Source organism: Streptomyces sp. NBC_00104, assembly GCF_045160825.1.
Classification (GTDB): domain Bacteria; phylum Actinomycetota; class Actinomycetes; order Streptomycetales; family Streptomycetaceae; genus Streptomyces.
Genome location: NZ_CP108215.1, coordinates 4,474,037 through 4,493,896, shown reverse-complemented (window position 1 = coordinate 4,493,896; position 19,860 = coordinate 4,474,037). Strand labels below are relative to the sequence as shown.

Sequence of the window (19,860 nt, the reverse complement as noted above, 5' to 3'; positions counted from 1 at the left end):
CCGACTGACGCCGAGTCCGGCCGACAGCGGCTCAGCGGGCGGGCCGATCAGCCGTGACTCACGCAGGCGGCGCGAAACCGGTGCTCGGCCGCCCGTCAGAGGGCTCCTGCGGCGACTCGGGGGCCACCGGCGCGGGGGGAACGACAGCGCCGGGACCACCGGCCCCGGGACCAGCACCTGCGGCTCCCGCCGGCGGTACGTACCCGGGGGCGCTCGGAGGCGGGGCCGGGCTCACATACCCCCCAGGCGGCGCATACGCCGGAGCGACCGGAGGCTGAGCCACCGGCGCACCCCACCCCGGCCCACCGACCGGCGCCCCCGGTACGACCGCACCGGGCGTACCGGCAGGACCCGGCACGCCACCCCCACCCGCACCGGCCGAGCTCCCGAACGCATGGCGAGCCTCCCGAGCCTGCCGCTCGTGCACCACGGCCGCCAGATACGCGCCCGGGGGAACCCCGTACGGCGCCGGAGCGCCCGTACGGGCGGCCAGATCCGAGGCGAGACGTTCCGCCATGGCCGCGCCGACGTGCGGGTCCAGCTGCCGCATCCGCGTCAGGTACTGGCGGATGGCCAGCCACAGACCGTCCGGAACGGCGGACAGGTCGAGCTCGGAGAACTGCCCCGCGAGCCAGGGCGGCGGAGGAGGCACGAACGCCGCCTGCCCGGCCGGAACCCTCTCCCGCACGACCAACGTCCCCGCGAACACGTCACCCAGCCGGCGACCCCGCGCCGACACGAGCGAGGCGATGCAGGCGACGACCCCGAACGTCATCAGGATCTCGACCACCCCGACCGCCCCACGCACCAGCGCGTGCCGGAACCGGATCGGTCCACCGTCGTCCCGCACCACCCGCAGCCCGCACGCCAGTTTTCCCAGCGAGCGCCCATGGCTCAGCGTCTCCACCGCGATCGGCCCACCCACCAGGACGAGCAGGAAGCTCGCGACGGATATCGCCATCTGGGCCGCCTCGTCGAGGCCGGCCGTCGACAGCACCAGGATCAGGACCACCGCGAGGTAGACGACCATGGCCACGATCAGGTCGAGCAGCACGGCCAGCGCCCGGCTCGGCAGCTTCGCGGGACGCAGCTCCAGCGCCACCGCCTCGCCCGTCACTAGCTCACTCACACCCGTAGTCCTTCCGGTTTCATCCCCTGACCTGCCCCGAGAGTGGCCAGTCTGCCAAGCTGAGGTCACATCGCGCCGCAGTACGACCAGTACGACAAGCCGACACGCGGTATGAGAGGGACGAGGAGCAGCACACCCGATGGACCTCGATGTCTTCGTGTCCGCCCATCGCGCGGAGTGGGACCGCCTCGACGCCCTGCTCCGCCGCCAGCGCCGCCTCGACGGAGCCGAGGTCGACGAACTCGTCACCCTCTACCAGCGCACCGCCACCCACCTCTCGCTGATCCAGTCCAGCGCCCCGGATCCTCAGCTCACCGGGCGCCTCAGCCAACTGGTGGCACGCGCGCGTAGCGCCGTGACGGGAAACCGACGGGCCTCCTGGCGCGACATCACCCGCTTCCTGACCCACGGCTTCCCCGCGGCTGTCTACCGTTCCCGCCACTGGTGGGTCCCCACCGCGCTGCTCTCCACCCTCGTCGCCGTGCTCCTGGGGTGGTGGATCGGCACCCACCCGGAGGTCCAGGCCAGCATCGCGGCCCCCGACGCCCTGCGCGAGATGACCCGCCCCGGCGGCCAGTACGAGACCTACTACTCGAGTCATCCCGCCGCGTCCTTCGCGGCCCAGGTATGGACGAACAACGCCCAGGCCGCCGCGATGTGCCTGGTCCTGGGCATCTTCCTGGGCCTGCCGGTCCTCTGGATCCTGCTCCTGAACATGCTCAACCTGGGCGTGGGCATCGGCCTGATGACCTCGGCCGGCCGCCTCGACGTCTTCCTCGGCCTGATCCTCCCGCACGGCCTGCTGGAACTGACCGCTGTCTTCGTGGCCGCAGGCACGGGCCTGCGCCTCGGCTGGACCGTCATCGACCCAGGCCCCCGCACCCGCCGTTCGGCCCTGGCCGAGGAGGGACGAGCCGCCCTGGGCATGGCGATAGGCCTGGCGCTGGTCCTCTTCATCTCCGGCGCCATCGAAGGCTTCGTCACCCCGTCCGGCCTGCCCACCTGGGCCCGCATCGGCATCGGAGTCCTCGCCGAGCTCGTCTTCCTCGCGTACGTCTATGTCCTGGGCGGACGAGCTGTCAGGGCCGGTGAGACGGGCGATGTCGAGGAACACGAACGAAGTGCCGCGGTCCCCGTGGCCGCCTGATGTGCGTTGACCCCCGTCGGGCTGTTAGTCTCCTCTTCGTTCCCGCAAGAGCCGTTGACACGGTGCGTGTGGGGAGGTAGATTAGAACAGTTGCCTAGAGGTGGACATGCCCCAGGCGGCAGTGAAATCTATCGGCTTGTCGTGCAAAGCAATTTCACGAGTGAGCCCTATCCGATGAATCAGGAACGAGTGGCCGGTCAGTCCGGCGAAAAACTTCTGATAAAGTCGGACTCGCCGAAAGAAAGTCGCAAGGCAATCAATTAGGCACGGCCCTCCAACGGCCACCGGAAATGAATTCCGACCGGGAACGGAACGGAAAACGGATCTGGTAGGGTTGGAAACGCAAGACCGAAGGGAAACTGCCCGGAGGAAAGCCCGAGAGTAGCTTGGGTGAGTACAAAGGAAGCGTCCGTTCCTTGAGAACTCAACAGCGTGCCAAAAATCAACGCCAGATATGTTGATACCCCGTTCCCGGCCGGTTTCGGTTGGGGCGAGGTTCCTTTGAAGTAAAACACAGCGAGGACGCTGTGAACGGTCGGGCTTATTCCGCCTGACTGTTCCGCTCTCGTGGTGTCGACCCGCGCTTTTCATTAAGCACAGTCGGGAAAACATTCACGGAGAGTTTGATCCTGGCTCAGGACGAACGCTGGCGGCGTGCTTAACACATGCAAGTCGAACGATGAACCACTTCGGTGGGGATTAGTGGCGAACGGGTGAGTAACACGTGGGCAATCTGCCCTTCACTCTGGGACAAGCCCTGGAAACGGGGTCTAATACCGGATACAACACTCTCGGGCATCCGATGAGTGTGGAAAGCTCCGGCGGTGAAGGATGAGCCCGCGGCCTATCAGCTTGTTGGTGAGGTAACGGCTCACCAAGGCGACGACGGGTAGCCGGCCTGAGAGGGCGACCGGCCACACTGGGACTGAGACACGGCCCAGACTCCTACGGGAGGCAGCAGTGGGGAATATTGCACAATGGGCGAAAGCCTGATGCAGCGACGCCGCGTGAGGGATGACGGCCTTCGGGTTGTAAACCTCTTTCAGCAGGGAAGAAGCGAAAGTGACGGTACCTGCAGAAGAAGCGCCGGCTAACTACGTGCCAGCAGCCGCGGTAATACGTAGGGCGCGAGCGTTGTCCGGAATTATTGGGCGTAAAGAGCTCGTAGGCGGTCTGTCGCGTCGGATGTGAAAGCCCGGGGCTTAACCCCGGGTCTGCATTCGATACGGGCAGACTAGAGTGTGGTAGGGGAGATCGGAATTCCTGGTGTAGCGGTGAAATGCGCAGATATCAGGAGGAACACCGGTGGCGAAGGCGGATCTCTGGGCCATTACTGACGCTGAGGAGCGAAAGCGTGGGGAGCGAACAGGATTAGATACCCTGGTAGTCCACGCCGTAAACGGTGGGAACTAGGTGTTGGCGACATTCCACGTCGTCGGTGCCGCAGCTAACGCATTAAGTTCCCCGCCTGGGGAGTACGGCCGCAAGGCTAAAACTCAAAGGAATTGACGGGGGCCCGCACAAGCAGCGGAGCATGTGGCTTAATTCGACGCAACGCGAAGAACCTTACCAAGGCTTGACATACACCGGAAACGGCCAGAGATGGTCGCCCCCTTGTGGTCGGTGTACAGGTGGTGCATGGCTGTCGTCAGCTCGTGTCGTGAGATGTTGGGTTAAGTCCCGCAACGAGCGCAACCCTTGTTCTGTGTTGCCAGCATGCCCTTCGGGGTGATGGGGACTCACAGGAGACTGCCGGGGTCAACTCGGAGGAAGGTGGGGACGACGTCAAGTCATCATGCCCCTTATGTCTTGGGCTGCACACGTGCTACAATGGCAGGTACAATGAGCTGCGAAGCCGTGAGGCGGAGCGAATCTCAAAAAGCCTGTCTCAGTTCGGATTGGGGTCTGCAACTCGACCCCATGAAGTCGGAGTTGCTAGTAATCGCAGATCAGCATTGCTGCGGTGAATACGTTCCCGGGCCTTGTACACACCGCCCGTCACGTCACGAAAGTCGGTAACACCCGAAGCCGGTGGCCCAACCCCTTGTGGGAGGGAGCTGTCGAAGGTGGGACTGGCGATTGGGACGAAGTCGTAACAAGGTAGCCGTACCGGAAGGTGCGGCTGGATCACCTCCTTTCTAAGGAGTACTTCTTATCCGGCTTTGCCGGATCAGAGGCCAGGACATCAGCGAACGACTGATGCTGGTTGCTCAAGGGTGGAACGTTGATTATTCGACCGGTTCACGGGTCGGAGGCTGTGAGTACTGTCCGTAAGGGCGTGGAAAGCATGATCTCCGGACGTCGATCGGGTCGGGCACGCTGTTGGGTGTCTGAGGGTATGGCCGTTCAGGTCGCCTTCAGTGCCGGCCCCAGTGCACTCGGACTTCTGGTCCGGGGTGATGGGTGGTTGGTCGTTGTTTGAGAACTGCACAGTGGACGCGAGCATCTGTGGCCAAGTTTTTAAGGGCGCACGGTGGATGCCTTGGCACCAGGAACCGATGAAGGACGTGGGAGGCCACGATAGGCCCCGGGGAGTCGTCAACCAGGCTTTGATCCGGGGGTGTCCGAATGGGGAAACCCGGCAGTCGTCATGGGCTGTCACCCTTGCCTGAACACATAGGGCAAGTGGAGGGAACGCGGGGAAGTGAAACATCTCAGTACCCGCAGGAAGAGAAAACAACCGTGATTCCGGGAGTAGTGGCGAGCGAAACCGGATGAGGCCAAACCGTATGCGTGTGAGACCCGGCAGGGGTTGCGTATACGGGGTTGTGGGATCTCTCTTGATCAGTCTGCCGGCTGGTCGGCGAGTCAGAAACCGTATGGGTAGGCGAAGGACATGCGAAAGGTCCGGCGTAGAGGGTAAGACCCCCGTAGCTGAAATCTGTACGGCTCGTTTGAGAGACACCCAAGTAGCACGGGGCCCGAGAAATCCCGTGTGAATCTGGCGGGACCACCCGCTAAGCCTAAATATTCCCTGGTGACCGATAGCGGATAGTACCGTGAGGGAATGGTGAAAAGTACCGCGGGAGCGGAGTGAAATAGTACCTGAAACCGTGTGCCTACAAGCCGTGGGAGCGTCGCGTATCGAGCTTTGCTCGGTGCGTCGTGACTGCGTGCCTTTTGAAGAATGAGCCTGCGAGTTTGCGGTGTGTTGCGAGGTTAACCCGGGTGGGGTAGCCGTAGCGAAAGCGAGTCCGAACAGGGCGACTTTAGTAGCACGCTCAAGACCCGAAGCGGAGTGATCTAGCCATGGGCAGGTTGAAGCGGAGGTAAGACTTCGTGGAGGACCGAACCCACCAGGGTTGAAAACCTGGGGGATGACCTGTGGTTAGGGGTGAAAGGCCAATCAAACTCCGTGATAGCTGGTTCTCCCCGAAATGCATTTAGGTGCAGCGTCGTGTGTTTCTTGCCGGAGGTAGAGCACTGGATAGGCGATGGGCCCTACCGGGTTACTGACCTTAGCCAAACTCCGAATGCCGGTAAGTGAGAGCGCGGCAGTGAGACTGTGGGGGATAAGCTCCATGGTCGAGAGGGAAACAGCCCAGAGCATCGACTAAGGCCCCTAAGCGTACGCTAAGTGGGAAAGGATGTGGAGTCGCACAGACAACCAGGAGGTTGGCTTAGAAGCAGCCACCCTTGAAAGAGTGCGTAATAGCTCACTGGTCTAGTGATTCCGCGCCGACAATGTAGCGGGGCTCAAGCGTACCGCCGAAGTCGTGTCATTCATACAATAGGGCCAACGCCTGTATGGATGGGTAGGGGAGCGTCGTGTGCCGGGTGAAGCAGCCGCGGAAGCGAGTTGTGGACGGTTCACGAGTGAGAATGCAGGCATGAGTAGCGATACACACGTGAGAAACGTGTGCGCCGATTGACCAAGGGTTCCTGGGTCAAGCTGATCTGCCCAGGGTAAGTCGGGACCTAAGGCGAGGCCGACAGGCGTAGTCGATGGATAACCGGTTGATATTCCGGTACCCGCTGTGAAGCGTCAAACATTGAACCAGGCGATGCTAAGTCCGTGAAGCCGTCCCGGACCCTTCGGGGAAAGGGAAGTGGTGGAGCCGACGGACCAGACTTGCAGTAGGTGAGTGATGGGGTGACGCAGGAAGGTAGTCCATCCCGGGCGGTGGTTGTCCCGGGGTAAGGGTGTAGGACGTCAGGTAGGTAAATCCGCCTGGCAATAGTCTGAGACCTGATGCCGAGCCGATTGTGGTGAAGTGGATGATCCTATGCTGTCGAGAAAAGCCTCTAGCGAGTTTCATGGCGGCCCGTACCCTAAACCGACTCAGGTGGTCTGGTAGAGAATACCGAGGCGTTCGGGTGAACTATGGTTAAGGAACTCGGCAAAATGCCCCCGTAACTTCGGGAGAAGGGGGGCCATCACTGGTGAGAGGACGTGCTCCTCGAGCTGGGGGTGGCCGCAGAGACCAGCGAGAAGCGACTGTTTACTAAAAACACAGGTCCGTGCGAAGCCGTAAGGCGATGTATACGGACTGACGCCTGCCCGGTGCTGGAACGTTAAGGGGACCGGTTAGTCACTCTTCGGGGTGGCGAAGCTGAGAACTTAAGCGCCAGTAAACGGCGGTGGTAACTATAACCATCCTAAGGTAGCGAAATTCCTTGTCGGGTAAGTTCCGACCTGCACGAATGGCGTAACGACTTCTCGACTGTCTCAACCATAGGCCCGGTGAAATTGCACTACGAGTAAAGATGCTCGTTTCGCGCAGCAGGACGGAAAGACCCCGGGACCTTTACTACAGTTTGATATTGGTGTTCGGTTCGGCTTGTGTAGGATAGCTGGGAGACTGTGAACTCTGGACGCCAGTTCAGGGGGAGTCGTCGTTGAAATACCAGTCTGGTCGTGCTGGATGTCTAACCTGGGTCCGTGATCCGGATCAGGGACAGTGTCTGATGGGTAGTTTAACTGGGGCGGTTGCCTCCCAAAGGGTAACGGAGGCGCCCAAAGGTTCCCTCAGCCTGGTTGGCAATCAGGTGTTGAGTGTAAGTGCACAAGGGAGCTTGACTGTGAGACCGACGGGTCGAGCAGGGACGAAAGTCGGGACTAGTGATCCGGCGGTGGCTTGTGGAAGCGCCGTCGCTCAACGGATAAAAGGTACCCCGGGGATAACAGGCTGATCTTCCCCAAGAGTCCATATCGACGGGATGGTTTGGCACCTCGATGTCGGCTCGTCGCATCCTGGGGCTGGAGTCGGTCCCAAGGGTTGGGCTGTTCGCCCATTAAAGCGGTACGCGAGCTGGGTTTAGAACGTCGTGAGACAGTTCGGTCCCTATCCGCTGCGCGCGCAGGAATATTGAGAAGGGCTGTCCCTAGTACGAGAGGACCGGGACGGACGAACCTCTGGTGTGCCAGTTGTTCTGCCAAGGGCATGGCTGGTTGGCTACGTTCGGGAGGGATAACCGCTGAAAGCATCTAAGCGGGAAGCCTGCTTCGAGATGAGTATTCCCACCCACTTGATGGGGTAAGGCTCCCAGTAGACGACTGGGTTGATAGGCCAGATATGGAAGCCCGGTAACGGGTGGAGTTGACTGGTACTAATAGGCCGAGGGCTTGTCCTCAGTTGCTCGCGTCCACTGTGTTGGTTCTGAAACCACGAACAACCCCATTCCCTTGTTTGGTCACGGGGGATGGTGCGGTTGAGTGTTTCATAGTGTTTCGGTGGTCATAGCGTGAGGGAAACGCCCGGTTACATTCCGAACCCGGAAGCTAAGCCTTACAGCGCCGATGGTACTGCAGGGGGGACCCTGTGGGAGAGTAGGACGCCGCCGAACAAATATTGCGAAAGGCCCACACCTTATGGTGTGGGCCTTTTTGCGTTTCCGGGTTCTCCTCTTTTTGGGATTCCTGGCCAGAGGAGTTGGCAGAGGGATTGATGGATCAGAGACGTCCTGCCGCCTTCAGCGCCAGATAGGCATCCGCCAGGGCCGGCGCCAGGTCGTCCGGAGTGGCGTCGACGACCGTGACGCCGTGTCGGCGGAGTTGTTCGGCGGTGCGGTGACGGTCCGCCTGGGCCTGGGCGGCTGCTGCGGCCTCGTAGACGGCATCGGTGGTGCCTCGGGAGTCGGCCATGCGGGCGATGTGCGGGTCGGCGACCGAGGCCACCAGGACCGTATGGCGCTGGGTGAGGCGGGACAGGACCGGGAGAAGGCCCTGTTCGACGGGGGCCGCGTCGAGGGTGGTGAGGAGGACGATCAGGGCGCGGCGGGGGGCCGTACGGAGTGCGGTGGCTGTGAGGCCGCGGGCGTCCGTTTCGACTAGTTCGGGTTCGAGCGGGGCCATGGCGTTGACCAGGGACGGGAGAACGTCGCCCGCTGTGCGGCCCTGGACGAGGGCTCGTACGTGGCGGTCGTAGGCCAGGAGGTCCACGCGGTCGCCGGCGCGGGAGGCCAGAGCGGCCAGGAGAAGAGCCGCGTCCATGGAGGCGTCGAGGCGGGGCGCGTCACCCACACGGCCCGCGGAGGTTCGGCCGGTGTCCAGGACGAGGAGGATGTGGCGGTCGCGTTCGGGGCGCCAGGTGCGTACGGCGACCGAGGACTGACGGGCCGTGGCGCGCCAGTCGATGGAGCGGGTGTCGTCGCCGGGGATGTACTCGCGGAGGCTGTCGAACTCCGTGCCCTCGCCTCGGGTCAGGACGCTGGTGCGACCGTCGAGTTCGCGCAGGCGGGCCAGTTTGGACGGCAGGTGCTTACGGCTGGTGAACGGCGGGAGCACGCGTACGGTCCAGGGGGCTTTGTGACCGCCCTGTCGGGCGAAGAGGCCGAGGGGGCCGTACGAGCGGATCGTGACCCTGTCCGCCTGGCGGTCGCCGCGGCGGGTGGGGCGCAGCCGGGTGGTGACGCGGCGGCGCTCGCCCGGAGGGATCGTGAGGCGGTGGCGGGAGGCGGCCACTTCGGAGCCGGGCAGCCAGCTGCTGGGGGGCCATGCATCGCGGAGGTGGGCGCGCAGGGGACGGTTGGAGGGGTTGGTGACCGTGAGGGTGACGTCCGCGGTTTCGCCCAGGCGTGCGGAGGTGTCGCCGGAGCGAATGAGGCCCAGGTGGCGCACTGGTGCGGCCAGAGCGTAGTCGCAGGCGCATGCCAGGGCCAAGGGCGCGTTCACGGCGAGGATGCCCGTCCAGCTGGGCTCCCAGATGCCTACGGGGAGGGTGCCGAGGGCCGCGAGGAGTGCGGCGCGTCCGGTGGGGGCCATCAGCGGGGGACGGGGACGTGGGCGAGGATCGCGTTGATGACCGAGTCGGCCGTCACGCCTTCCATCTCGGCTTCCGGGCGGAGCTGGACGCGGTGGCGGAGGGTCGGGAGCGCGAGTGCCTTGACGTCGTCGGGGATGACGTAGTCGCGTCCCGTAAGCCAGGCCCAGGCGCGGGAGGCCGCGAGCAGGGCCGTGGCACCTCGGGGGGAGACACCGAGGGTGAGGGACGGGGATTCCCGGGTGGCGCGGCAGATGTCCACCACGTAGGCGGTGATCTCGGGGGAGATCGTCGTCTTGGCCACGGCGGCGCGGGCGGCTTCGAGGTCGGCCGCGTTCGCGACGGGGCGTAGTCCGGCGGCGCGCAGGTCGCGCGGGTTGAAGCCCTCGGAGTGGCGGGTGAGGACGTCGATCTCGTCCTGGCGGGAGGGGAGCGGGACCGTCAGTTTGAGGAGGAAGCGGTCCAGCTGGGCCTCGGGCAGGGGGTAGGTGCCTTCGTACTCGACCGGGTTCTGGGTCGCCGCGACCAGGAACGGGTCCGGGAGTGGGCGGGGGGTGCCGTCGACCGTGACCTGGCGTTCCTCCATGGCCTCCAGCAGGGAGGACTGGGTCTTGGGCGGGGTGCGGTTGATCTCGTCGGCGAGGAGCAGGTTGGTGAAGACCGGGCCGGGCTGGAAGGAGAACTCGGCGCTGCGGGTGTCGTAGACGAGGGAGCCGGTGACGTCGCTCGGCATGAGGTCCGGGGTGAACTGGACGCGCTTGGTGTCCAGCTCCAGTGCGGATGCGAGGGCGCGGACGAGCAACGTCTTGGCTACTCCAGGGACTCCTTCCAGTAGGACGTGTCCGCGGCAGAGGAGGGCGACGACGAGGCCGGTCACAGCGGGGTCCTGGCCGACCACGGCCTTGCCGATCTCGGCGCGCAGGGCCTCCAGGGAGGCTCGGGCGGCGTCCGGATCCCCGGTGGTCCCGGCGTTGTCAGTGGTCGGGTCCATCATGAACGGCGTACCTCTCTTTCGAGGGCGTCGAGTTGGTCGGTGAGGGCGATGAGGGCCGTGTCGTCGCTGGGCGGCGGGCCGAAGAGGAGGGCGTGCAGGGGCTGTCCGTCGCCGCGGAGGTGGGCGGACAGGGCGGGGAGCAGGGCCTCGGGCGTGTGTGCCCGGGAGACCGGGACACCTACGAGAGGGGCGAGGCGCGTGCGGGTGGTGGAGCGAAGAGCGGCGGCCGCGCGGTCGCGGGCCCCCGCCTTGCGGTAGAGGCGGGCGCGGCCTTCGACGGTTTCGGAGGCGCGGATCGCGACGGGGAGTTTCTCGGGCACCAGGGGGCCGAGTCGGCGTGCCCGCCACAGGGCGGCCAGGGCTCCGGCGAAGAAGAGTTGCAGGGTGCCCCAGAGCCAGCCCGAGGGGAGCAGGTCGAAGAAGCTGCGGCTGCCGGAGTCGGGGGCCGAGTCGTCGGCGAGCGAGGGGAGGTACCAGACCACATGGGGGCGCGAGCCGAGGAGTTGGAGGGCGAGGGAGGCATTGCCCTGCTCGTCGAGGCTGCTGTTGTAGAGGATGTCGGGAGCGCCGAGGACGACGGTGTCGCCGTCCCCTTCGGCGGCCGGGACGCGCACCAGGGTGGGCAGGCCGTCCTCGGGGTAGCAGGTGTCGGCCGCGCCGGAGACGACGTGGTAGCGGACCCCGCCGGTGTCGGCGCTGCCCGCGCGGCGGGCGGCGGACAGCTCGCAGCGGGGCGTGAGCGTGGAGTCCAGGCTGAGGGCCGCGTCGGCGGTGACTCCGGGCGCGAGGGTGCTCACGGACGGGGGGCCGGGGGCGACGAGGACCGTGCGGCCGTCAGAGGCCTCGGTCGCCGCGCGGAGGCGGCTCTGCTGGGCGTCGGTCAGCAGGTCCGGGACGGCGACCAGGAGGGTGGTGTCGGGGCCGGCCGCGGCGCTCGCCTCGTCGAGAGTGGTGACCAGACGCGTGGACACGCCCCGGTCGTCGAGGAGTTCGGCGACGGCGCGACTGCCGTCGGTGTCGGCGGAGCGCGGATCGAGGCGGCCGTGTTCGGCGCCGGAGCGGATCACGGCGATCACGACGGCCGCGGCCAGGAGGATCACCGCCGCGAGCACGACACCGCGCGCGCGGGTCCACACCTGGCGGGCCGTGGGCGAGACCGAGGTGGACGGGAGCGTGGCCTCGGTGGTCATCCGGCGGCTCCCGGGCGTGTGTTCCGGGCCGTGCTCGCGGTGTCGGCGGCGCTGCTGGCCAGGGCAGGCTTGGTGCGTTCCAGGTCGGTGTCGAGGTCGGCGAGCCGGCGGTACGTTCCTTCGGCCGCGGAACGGCCGCCGTATGTGACGTCGTCGAAGTCCCGGGCGGCGGCGTGCAGTCGGTCCGCGTGGGCGGGGAGCACCGAGCCGGCTTCGGAGGCCGCCTCGTCGGCGGTGCGGCCTGGTCGTACGTCGAGCAGGGCGCGTTCCTCCAGCGAGCGGACGACGGCCCGCATGCGTTCCTGGACGGCCTGGTTCCAGTGGCCCTGGGCGGCCTGCGCCTCGGCGGTCGCGCGGTGTTCGGCGGCGCTGCGGGGGCGGTCGTCGAAGAGCACGGCGGAGGAGGTCGGCGTGCGGTGTGGGGTGCCGAGGCGCCACCACAGCGCTCCGAGGAGGGCCAGTACGGCCAGGACGATGACCACGAGGCCGAGCGTGCCGCCGGGGGTGGCGGCCGAGGCGGCGCCGAACACCTTGTCGAGCCACTCCCAGAAGGCGTCCATGGCGCGCTCGTACCAACTGGGGTCGTTCTCGTGGTACATGCCCTTGGACAGTTCGCGCCGGGCCGCCTCCCGCGCGGGGTCGCGCGGGAGGGTGACGGGTGGCTCGTCCGCCGAGCGCCACGACATCGGTACGGCTGTCAGTCCTCCCCCCGACAGACTCACCCCATCAGCTCCCCGGGGTGGCGCCGGGGGCGTCGCCGTAGCCCTGGAGACCGGCGGCGCGGCCCAGCTCGAGGTCGAGGGCCTCGCGGCGGATGCGCTGGTCGATGTAGAGCAGCACGGTGACGCCCGCGCTGATCGGGAAGGTGAGCGTGGACCCGATCACCGCGCCGACGCCGCTGATGACGAGGTAGGTCCAGCCGAGTGCGGTGCCGCCGGTGGCGAGCAGGCCGGAGATGCCGTCGCCGTCCAGGGCCGCGCCCGCGAAGGAGAAGGGGATCACGACGATCGACGCGACGACGTAGGCGATGATCGCGGCGAGCAGCTGGATGCCGAGGACGCGCCACCACGAGCCGCGCACCAGCTTGACGGAGCGGTTCATCGACTTCCCGACGCCCTGCTTCTCCAGCATCAGGGCGGGCGAGGCGAGCGAGAAGCGGATCATCAGCCACACGGTGAGGACGAAGGCACCGAGTCCGCCGAAGAGAGCGAGGAGTACACCCCCGCCGGTGGAGCCTCCGGCGGCGAGAAGGATGCCGGGCAGGACGCCCACGGTCATGATCAGGCCGGCGACCAGGAGCAGCAGGATGGTCAGGCCGCCCAGCCTGAGGAGCTGCGGGCGGGCGTCCCGCCAGGCCTCGGCGATGGTCACCGACTTGCCGAGGACGGCGCGGCTGGTCACGGTCGTGAGCAGGGCCGTCGCGATGATGGTGCCCAGCAGGGAGATCACCATGACGACGGAGGTGCTCAGCAGGGTGTCGCCCAGGGCGCGGCCCAGTTCGCCGGGGGTGGCGGTCGGGTCGTTGAGGGCGTCCGAGCTCGCGGTGTCGTTGAGGACGAGGCCCTGGAGCAGGATGACCCCGATCTGGGTGATGACCGCGACGGCCAGGGAGATGCCGAGGACCGTGCGCCAGTGCGTGCGCATGGTGGAGACCGCGCCGTCCAGGATCTCGCCGATGCCGAGGGGGCGCAGCGGGATCACACCTGGCTTGGCCGCGGGTGGGGGGCCGCCCCAGCCGCCGCCCCAGCCGGGAGTGCCGTAGCCCGGGCCGGGGGCGCCGTAACCGGGGTGGCCTCCCGGGGCTCCGGGGCCGCCTGGCGGGCCGTAGCCGCCGGGGCCGGGGTGCTGGGGGCCGGGGTGGCCGCCCCAGCCCGGGACGGGCGGTGGTGGCGGGGTCTGGCCGGGAGCCTGCGGACTCGGAGCGGACCACTGGGCGGGAGGCGGCTGCTCCTTGGACCACTTGGACGGCGGCTGCGTCTGGTCCGCGCCGGTCTGGTCCGTCGGCTGCGCGGAGCCCTGCTGGTCCGGCTCCTGGCCGCCCGAGGGGGCGGATCCGGGCGAGGCCCAGCCCGGAGTGTCCTTCATCGTCGCTCCTTCACGGTGCCCGTCCGCGGTCGCGGCGGCAGGTTGGCGCCCATCGTGCCACGCGGTGTCCGAGAAGTGACCGGGGGCCGTATGTGCTGCGCACCTTCAATTGTCCGACGGATACGGGGCAGACTGACCGCATGGCTGATCAGTACGCGCGATCCGGCGACGACATCCGGCCGACGGGGATACCCGCGATCCGTTGGGACGAGCCGCCCGAAGGCCCCGTCCTGGTCCTCCTCGACCAGACGAGGCTGCCTGCCGAGGAGGTCGAGCTGGTGTGCACGGACGCGCCCGCGCTGGTGGAGGCGATCCGTTCGCTCGCCGTGCGCGGGGCGCCGCTGCTGGGAATCGCCGGGGCGTACGGCGTCGCGCTCGCCGCCGCGCGCGGGTTCGATGTGGAGGAGGCCGCCGACGCGCTGGGAGGTGCCCGGCCCACCGCGGTGAACCTCGCTGTCGGTGTGCGCCGGGCGCGGGCCGCGTACCGGGCCGAGCTCGGCCGGACGGGCGATCAGAAGCGGGCCGCCGAGGCGGCACTGGTCGCGGCGCGGGCGCTGCACCGGGAGGACGCCGAGGCCAGTTCCCGCATGGCCGCGCACGGGCTGGCGCTGCTCGACGAGCTGCTGCCGGGCGGCGGGCACCGGGTGCTCACGCACTGCAACACCGGGGCGCTGGTGTCGGGTGGTGAGGGCACGGCGTTCGCGGTGGCGCTCGCGGCGCACCGGTCGGGGCGGCTGCGGCGGCTGTGGGTGGACGAGACACGGCCGTTGCTGCAGGGTGCCCGGCTGACGGCTTATGAGGCGGCGCGCAGCGGAATGGCGTACACCTTGCTCACGGACAATGCAGCGGGTTCGCTGTTCGCGGCGGGGGAGGTGGACGCGGTATTGGTGGGCGCCGACCGGATCGCCGCCGACGGATCGGTGGCGAACAAGGTGGGGACGTATCCGCTGGCGGTGCTTGCCCGGTATCACCACGTGCCGTTCATCGTGGTGGCGCCGGTGACGACGGTGGATCCGGACACCCCGGACGGGGCGTCCATCGAGGTGGAACAGCGCGCGGGCCATGAGGTGACCGAGATCACGGCACCTCAGGTGCCGGTGGCGGGAGCAGAGGCGGGAGGCGGGATCGCGGTGGCACCCCTGGGGACCCAGGCGTACAACCCGGCGTTCGACGTGACGCCGGGCGAGTTGGTGACGGCGATCGTCACCGAGGAGGGGGCTGTGTCGCCCGTGACCGCTGATGCGCTTGCCGAGCTGTGTGACAGGTCACGCCAGGTAACGATTTAGTTAATGGGATGATGGCATTCATGAAGGGACGAGTCCTTGTCGTCGACGACGACACCGCACTGGCCGAGATGCTCGGCATTGTGTTGCGTGGTGAAGGTTTTGAGCCGTCTTTCGTAGCCGACGGCGACAAGGCGCTGGCCGCGTTCCGTGAGGCCAAACCGGATCTGGTGCTGCTGGATCTGATGCTGCCGGGCCGGGACGGGATCGAGGTGTGCCGCCTGATCAGGGCGGAGTCCGGGGTGCCGATCGTGATGCTCACGGCCAAGAGCGACACCGTCGATGTGGTGGTCGGCCTGGAGTCGGGCGCGGACGACTACATCGTGAAGCCGTTCAAGCCGAAGGAGCTGGTGGCCCGGATCCGGGCGCGGCTGCGGCGGTCGGAGGAGCCGGCGCCGGAGCAGCTCGCCATAGGTGACCTGGTCATCGATGTGGCCGGGCACTCGGTGAAGCGGGAGGGGCAGTCGATCGCCCTGACGCCGCTGGAGTTCGATCTGCTGGTCGCGCTGGCGCGGAAGCCATGGCAGGTGTTCACTCGTGAGGTCCTGCTGGAGCAGGTCTGGGGGTACCGCCACGCGGCGGACACCCGTCTGGTGAACGTGCATGTGCAGCGGCTGCGTTCCAAGGTCGAGAAGGACCCGGAGCGGCCGGAGATCGTGGTGACCGTCCGTGGTGTCGGATACAAGGCAGGGCCCAGCTGACATGTCCGGTGACAGTGCCGCTTCGGCGCCCGGCCAGCCGGGGACCCGCGCGGAGCGGCCTGTCGGCCGGAAGTCGTCGGGATCCCGCTGGGGGCGTCTCCTGGAGGGCGGGTTGCTGCAGGGCGGAGTCCAGGGCAGCCCGGTCCTGAGGCTGTTCATGCGCTGGGTGCGCCGCCCGCTGCTGCCCGTGATGCGGCTGTGGCGGCGCAACATCCAGCTCAGGATCGTCGTGACGACCTTGCTGATGTCCCTCAGCGTCGTGCTGCTGCTGGGCTTCGTCGTCATCGGGCAGGTCCGTAACGGACTGCTGGACGCCAAGGTCAAGGCCTCGCAGAGCCAGGCCACCGGAGGTTTCACGGTCGCCGAGCAGAAGGCGGACAGCGAGGCGAGCGCGGCCGGGAACGAGAGCGCGGAGCCGGACGGCGACCGCGTGCAGAACGTCAGCGAGTGGATGACCAACCTGGTGAGTTCGCTCTCCAGCGGAGGCCAGGGCGCGTTCGACGTCGTGACGCTCAGCCCCGCCTCCGCCGACGGCGGCCTCGGACCCCGGGTCTCCGGGGGCGTGCAATGGGACCTCAGTGTGCCTGTGGAGCTGCGTGAGCGGGTCGACGACGGCACCAGTGCGGTTCAGAGCTACACACGGATCTACTACGACAACGGCCAGGATCCCCAGCCGGCCCTGATCATCGGCAAGCAGGTCAGCGACCCCAACAGCAAGTCGTACCAGCTGTACTACCTCTTCCCGCTCACCCAGGAGGAGAAGTCCCTGAGCCTGGTCAAGGGGACGCTGGCGACGGCCGGGCTGTTCGTCGTCGTCCTGCTCGGGGCCATCGCCTGGCTCGTGGTGCGGCAGGTCGTGACGCCGGTGCGGATGGCGGCCGGGATCGCCGAGCGGCTGTCCGCCGGGCGGCTGCAGGAACGGATGAAGGTCAGCGGTGAGGACGACATCGCACGGCTCGGCGAGGCCTTCAACAAGATGGCGCAGAACCTCCAGCTGAAGATCCAGCAGTTGGAGGACCTGTCGCGGATGCAGCGGAGGTTCGTCTCCGACGTGTCGCACGAGCTGCGTACGCCGCTGACGACCGTACGGATGGCGGCGGACGTCATCCATGACGCGCGCGTGGACTTCGACCCGGTGACCGCGCGGTCGGCCGAGCTGCTCGCCGATCAGCTGGACCGGTTCGAGTCGCTGCTCGCGGACCTGCTGGAGATCAGCCGGTTCGACGCGGGCGCGGCGGCCCTGGAGGCCGAGCCGATAGACCTGCGGGCGGTCGTACGGAAGGTCGTCAGCGGGGCCGAGCCGCTCGCCGAGCGCAAGGGGACGCGGATACGGGTGCTCGGGGACCAGCAGCCCGTCGTGGCCGAGGCAGACGCCCGGCGAGTGGAGCGGGTGCTGCGCAACCTGGTGGTCAACGCCGTGGAGCACGGTGAGGGCAAGGACGTCGTGGTCAAGCTCGCGGCGGCGGGCGGCGCGGTCGCGGTCGCGGTGCGGGACTACGGGGTGGGACTCAAGCCGGGCGAGGCGACCCGGGTCTTCAGCCGTTTCTGGCGGGCGGATCCGGCACGCGCGCGTACGACCGGCGGTACGGGACTGGGGCTGTCCATCGCCCTGGAGGACGCCCGGCTGCACGGGGGCTGGCTGCAGGCGTGGGGCGAGCCGGGCGGCGGCTCGCAGTTCCGGCTCACCCTGCCGAGGACGGCGGACGAGCCGCTGCGGGGCTCCCCGATACCCCTGGAGCCAAGGGACTCCCGGCGCCATCGTGGCCTCGACGACGCCGGTCTGCCGCTCGGCGGTGGTGGCAAGCTCGCCACGGTGCCGGTCCAGGCCGGTGAGCACGGTGCCGCGAGGACGGCCATAGGGCCCCGGCCGGGCGCCGGACAGGCTCCGACGGCCGATCCGACGGCGCTGCCGGGCAACGGCGCGCGCGTGGTGCCCCGGCCCGGATTGCCGCCCTCGACGCCGCCCCCGGCAGCGTCCGCGCGGCCCGAGGACGGCGCGGGGCGCGCCGAGGAGAGGGCCGCGAGCGATGCGGAGCGGCAGCACGAGCAGGGGGAGGCATTCCGTGGGCGCTGACCGCGCGAAACGCGGCCGCAGGCGTCCGGTGCGGGCGACGGCCTGTGTCGGCATCGGTGCCGTACTGCTGGCGGGGTGCGCCTCGATGCCGGACAACGGTGACATGCGTGATGTCGAGTCCACGCCGAGGCAGGACGCCAAGGTGCGGGTCTTCGCGCTGCCGCCCGCGGAGGACGCCGAGCCGCGGGAGATCGTGCAGGGCTTCCTGGAGGCCCTGACCAGTGACGACCTGAACTACGAGACGGCTCGCAAATACCTGACCGGTGACGCGCTCAAGAACTGGGAGCCGGGCGAGTCGACCACGGTCCTCGCCGAGGCGCCCACCCCGTACACCCAGGTCACGGGGGACGGGCCGGAGGCCGACGAATACCGGTACGTGCTGTCCGGCGACAAGGTCGCCCTGGTGGACGGGCAGCACGCGTACGCGCCCACCGGCGGCGAGTACCGCCGGACCGTGCACCTCACGCGCGTGAAGGACACCCGGCAGTGGCGCATCGACGCGCTGCCGCCGGGAGTGGTGCTCGGCAGGTCCGACTTCGAGCGCAACTACAAGTCCATCAACAAGTACTACTTCACCTCCGCCGCGCAGTCCGGTGAGCCGGGGACGGTCGCCGACCCGGTCTACGTGCGCAGCCAGGTCGATCCGGTGACCCAGGTGGTCCGGGACCTCCTGAAGGGCCCCACCAGCTGGCTCAACCCGGTCGCGAGGACGAGCTTCCCCTCCGGTACGGCCCTGCGGAAGGGCACCCGGGCGCTGACCCCCGACGACCAGAACAGGCTGGTCGTGCCGCTGAACAAGAAGGCCGACCGCGTCTCGGACAGCAGATGCAAGGAGATGGCCGCCCAACTCCTCTTCACCCTCCAGGACTACATGCCCACGGGTGTCGACGAGGTGGAGCTGCAGGGATCGACCGGCGCGCAGCTGTGCGAGCTCGTTGAGGGCCAGGCCGGCATCGTCGCCTCGCACGGCTTCGGCAAGAGAGCGGTGTACGAGTACTTCATCGACGGCGACCACAAGCTCGTACGGCTGTCCGAGCGGGACGCGGTGACCACGCCGACGGCCGTTCCCGGCGCGCTCGGTGAGGGCCAGGAACAGCTGCGGTCGGCTGCCGTGTCGCGTGGTGAGGACCGGGCGGCCGGTGTGTCGGCCGACGGGAGCGAGCTCTACGTGACGCCGCTGACGGCCGGTGGCGCGCTCGGCGATCCTGCGCTGCGCAGTTCCGGTGCGACCGCGAAGGATCGGCTGACGACGCCCAGTTGGGACGGGCGGGGCGACCTGTGGGTGGCCGACCGGAACCCCAAGAACCCCCGGCTGCTGGTCCTGGCGGACGGCATGGGTGAGCCGCTGGAGGTCAGGACGCCCCGCCTCGAGGGACGCATCGAGGCGGTGCGGGTGGCCGCCGACGGGGTGCGGGTCGCGCTGATCCTGGAGAACGAGGGCAAGCGGGCGCTGTACATCGGGCGCATCGAGCGGGACGCCGACGCGGAGAGCACCACCGTCTCGATCGTCGAGCTGCGGTCAGTGACACCGGACCTGGAGGACGTCACCGCCATGTCGTGGGCGGGCGACAGCCAACTCGTGGTCGTGGGGCGTGAACAGGGTGGCGTGCAGCAGATGCGGTACGTCCGGGTCGACGGCTCCCCGACGCCGGGCTCCGGGCCCTCCGCGCTCACGGGCGTGGAGGAGATCGCCGCGTCCGAGGACGAGAGCCAGCCGCTCGTCGCGCACTCGGCCGATGGGATCGTCCGGCTGTCCCCGGGGGAGCAGTGGCAGACGGTGGTCAAGGAAGGGTCGGCGCCGGTCTATCCCGGGTGAGGGCCCGGGGCGATGCGTGCGGTGGGCCTGGTCGTGGGTGGGTGCGGCCGGTGCGTGCCGGACGCGCCGTGCGTGTGGTGCGTGTGGTGCCGCTGGGGGAGGGCTCCGCGGGGGTGTCCCGCGGCGGGCCGCTGCGGTGGGCGGACGTCGAAGGGGCGGTGGCCGGGGGTGCCGGGTGTCGCCCCGCTTGTCCGTCTGTGGCCGGCGGCGGCCGTGGTCCGGTCGGTCCGGCCCTTCCC

General features: G+C 68.0%; 11 protein-coding genes and 3 rRNA genes. 8 read left to right on the top strand and 6 right to left on the bottom strand.

The features are described 5' to 3' along the window. Window positions 1–58: 58 nt before the first annotated feature. Window positions 59–1,129 carry an RDD family protein gene (locus OG272_RS19640; protein WP_327729419.1) on the bottom strand — a complete coding sequence of 357 codons (1,071 nt, stop codon included), beginning with the start codon at window positions 1,127–1,129 and terminating at the stop codon, window positions 59–61. Between the two features lie 139 nt (window positions 1,130–1,268). Between OG272_RS19640 and OG272_RS19635 the strand changes: the two genes are divergently transcribed. The 4 genes from OG272_RS19635 (at window position 1,269) to rrf (ending at window position 8,063) form a co-directional block, all read left to right on the top strand. After that, complete coding sequence (locus OG272_RS19635) at window positions 1,269–2,276, top strand: stage II sporulation protein M (protein WP_327729420.1); 1,008 nt, start codon at window positions 1,269–1,271, stop codon at window positions 2,274–2,276. 611 nt (window positions 2,277–2,887) lie between these two features. Next, window positions 2,888–4,414 (top strand): 16S ribosomal RNA (locus OG272_RS19630). A gap of 312 nt (window positions 4,415–4,726) precedes the next feature. Next, a 23S ribosomal RNA gene (locus OG272_RS19625) occupies window positions 4,727–7,850 on the top strand. Window positions 7,851–7,946: 96 nt separating this feature from the next. Further along, window positions 7,947–8,063: ribosomal RNA gene (gene rrf, locus OG272_RS19620) — 5S ribosomal RNA — on the top strand. Together the 16S, 23S and 5S rRNA genes form the textbook arrangement of a ribosomal RNA operon. Window positions 8,064–8,169: 106 nt before the next feature. On the opposite strand, the gene OG272_RS19615 is transcribed toward rrf, so the two are convergent. From OG272_RS19615 to OG272_RS19595, 5 genes are read right to left on the bottom strand one after another with little or no spacing between them, the layout of a single operon-like run. Continuing rightward, window positions 8,170–9,480, bottom strand: a complete 1,311-nt coding sequence (locus tag OG272_RS19615) for a DUF58 domain-containing protein (protein WP_405894241.1) — start codon at window positions 9,478–9,480, stop codon at window positions 8,170–8,172. Then, window positions 9,480–10,469 carry a MoxR family ATPase gene (locus OG272_RS19610; RefSeq protein ID WP_326585801.1) on the bottom strand — a complete coding sequence of 330 codons (990 nt, stop codon included), beginning with the start codon at window positions 10,467–10,469 and terminating at the stop codon, window positions 9,480–9,482. The genes OG272_RS19615 and OG272_RS19610 overlap by 1 nt, the downstream gene beginning before the upstream one ends. Continuing rightward, complete coding sequence (locus OG272_RS19605) at window positions 10,469–11,662, bottom strand: DUF4350 domain-containing protein (protein WP_327729422.1); 1,194 nt, start codon at window positions 11,660–11,662, stop codon at window positions 10,469–10,471. The genes OG272_RS19610 and OG272_RS19605 overlap by 1 nt, the downstream gene beginning before the upstream one ends. Beyond that, complete coding sequence (locus tag OG272_RS19600; protein WP_326582357.1) at window positions 11,659–12,348, bottom strand: DUF4129 domain-containing protein; 690 nt, start codon at window positions 12,346–12,348, stop codon at window positions 11,659–11,661. Before OG272_RS19600 ends, OG272_RS19605 begins: the two co-directional genes overlap by 4 nt. Before the next feature lie 40 nt (window positions 12,349–12,388). Further along, window positions 12,389–13,747 carry a glycerophosphoryl diester phosphodiesterase membrane domain-containing protein gene (locus OG272_RS19595; protein ID WP_327729423.1) on the bottom strand — a complete coding sequence of 453 codons (1,359 nt, stop codon included), beginning with the start codon at window positions 13,745–13,747 and terminating at the stop codon, window positions 12,389–12,391. 140 nt (window positions 13,748–13,887) lie between these two features. On the opposite strand from OG272_RS19595, the gene mtnA reads away from it, so the two are divergent. The 4 genes from mtnA to OG272_RS19575 are packed head-to-tail and all read left to right on the top strand — an operon-like array spanning window position 13,888 to window position 19,621. Continuing rightward, window positions 13,888–15,033, top strand: a complete 1,146-nt coding sequence (gene mtnA, locus OG272_RS19590; protein WP_328223225.1) for an S-methyl-5-thioribose-1-phosphate isomerase — start codon at window positions 13,888–13,890, stop codon at window positions 15,031–15,033. Window positions 15,034–15,041: 8 nt separating this feature from the next. Then, window positions 15,042–15,731: a two-component system response regulator MtrA gene (mtrA, locus tag OG272_RS19585; RefSeq protein ID WP_189823911.1), complete on the top strand. Its 690-nt coding sequence runs from the start codon at window positions 15,042–15,044 to the stop codon at window positions 15,729–15,731. A 1-nt stretch (window position 15,732) separates the two neighbouring features. Continuing rightward, complete coding sequence (gene mtrB, locus OG272_RS19580) at window positions 15,733–17,805, top strand: MtrAB system histidine kinase MtrB (RefSeq protein ID WP_326582360.1); 2,073 nt, start codon at window positions 15,733–15,735, stop codon at window positions 17,803–17,805. Then, entirely contained in the window at window positions 17,795–19,621 is a 1,827-nt protein-coding gene (locus OG272_RS19575) for an LpqB family beta-propeller domain-containing protein (RefSeq protein ID WP_326582361.1), read from the top strand. The genes mtrB and OG272_RS19575 overlap by 11 nt, the downstream gene beginning before the upstream one ends. Window positions 19,622–19,860: the final 239 nt, after the last annotated feature.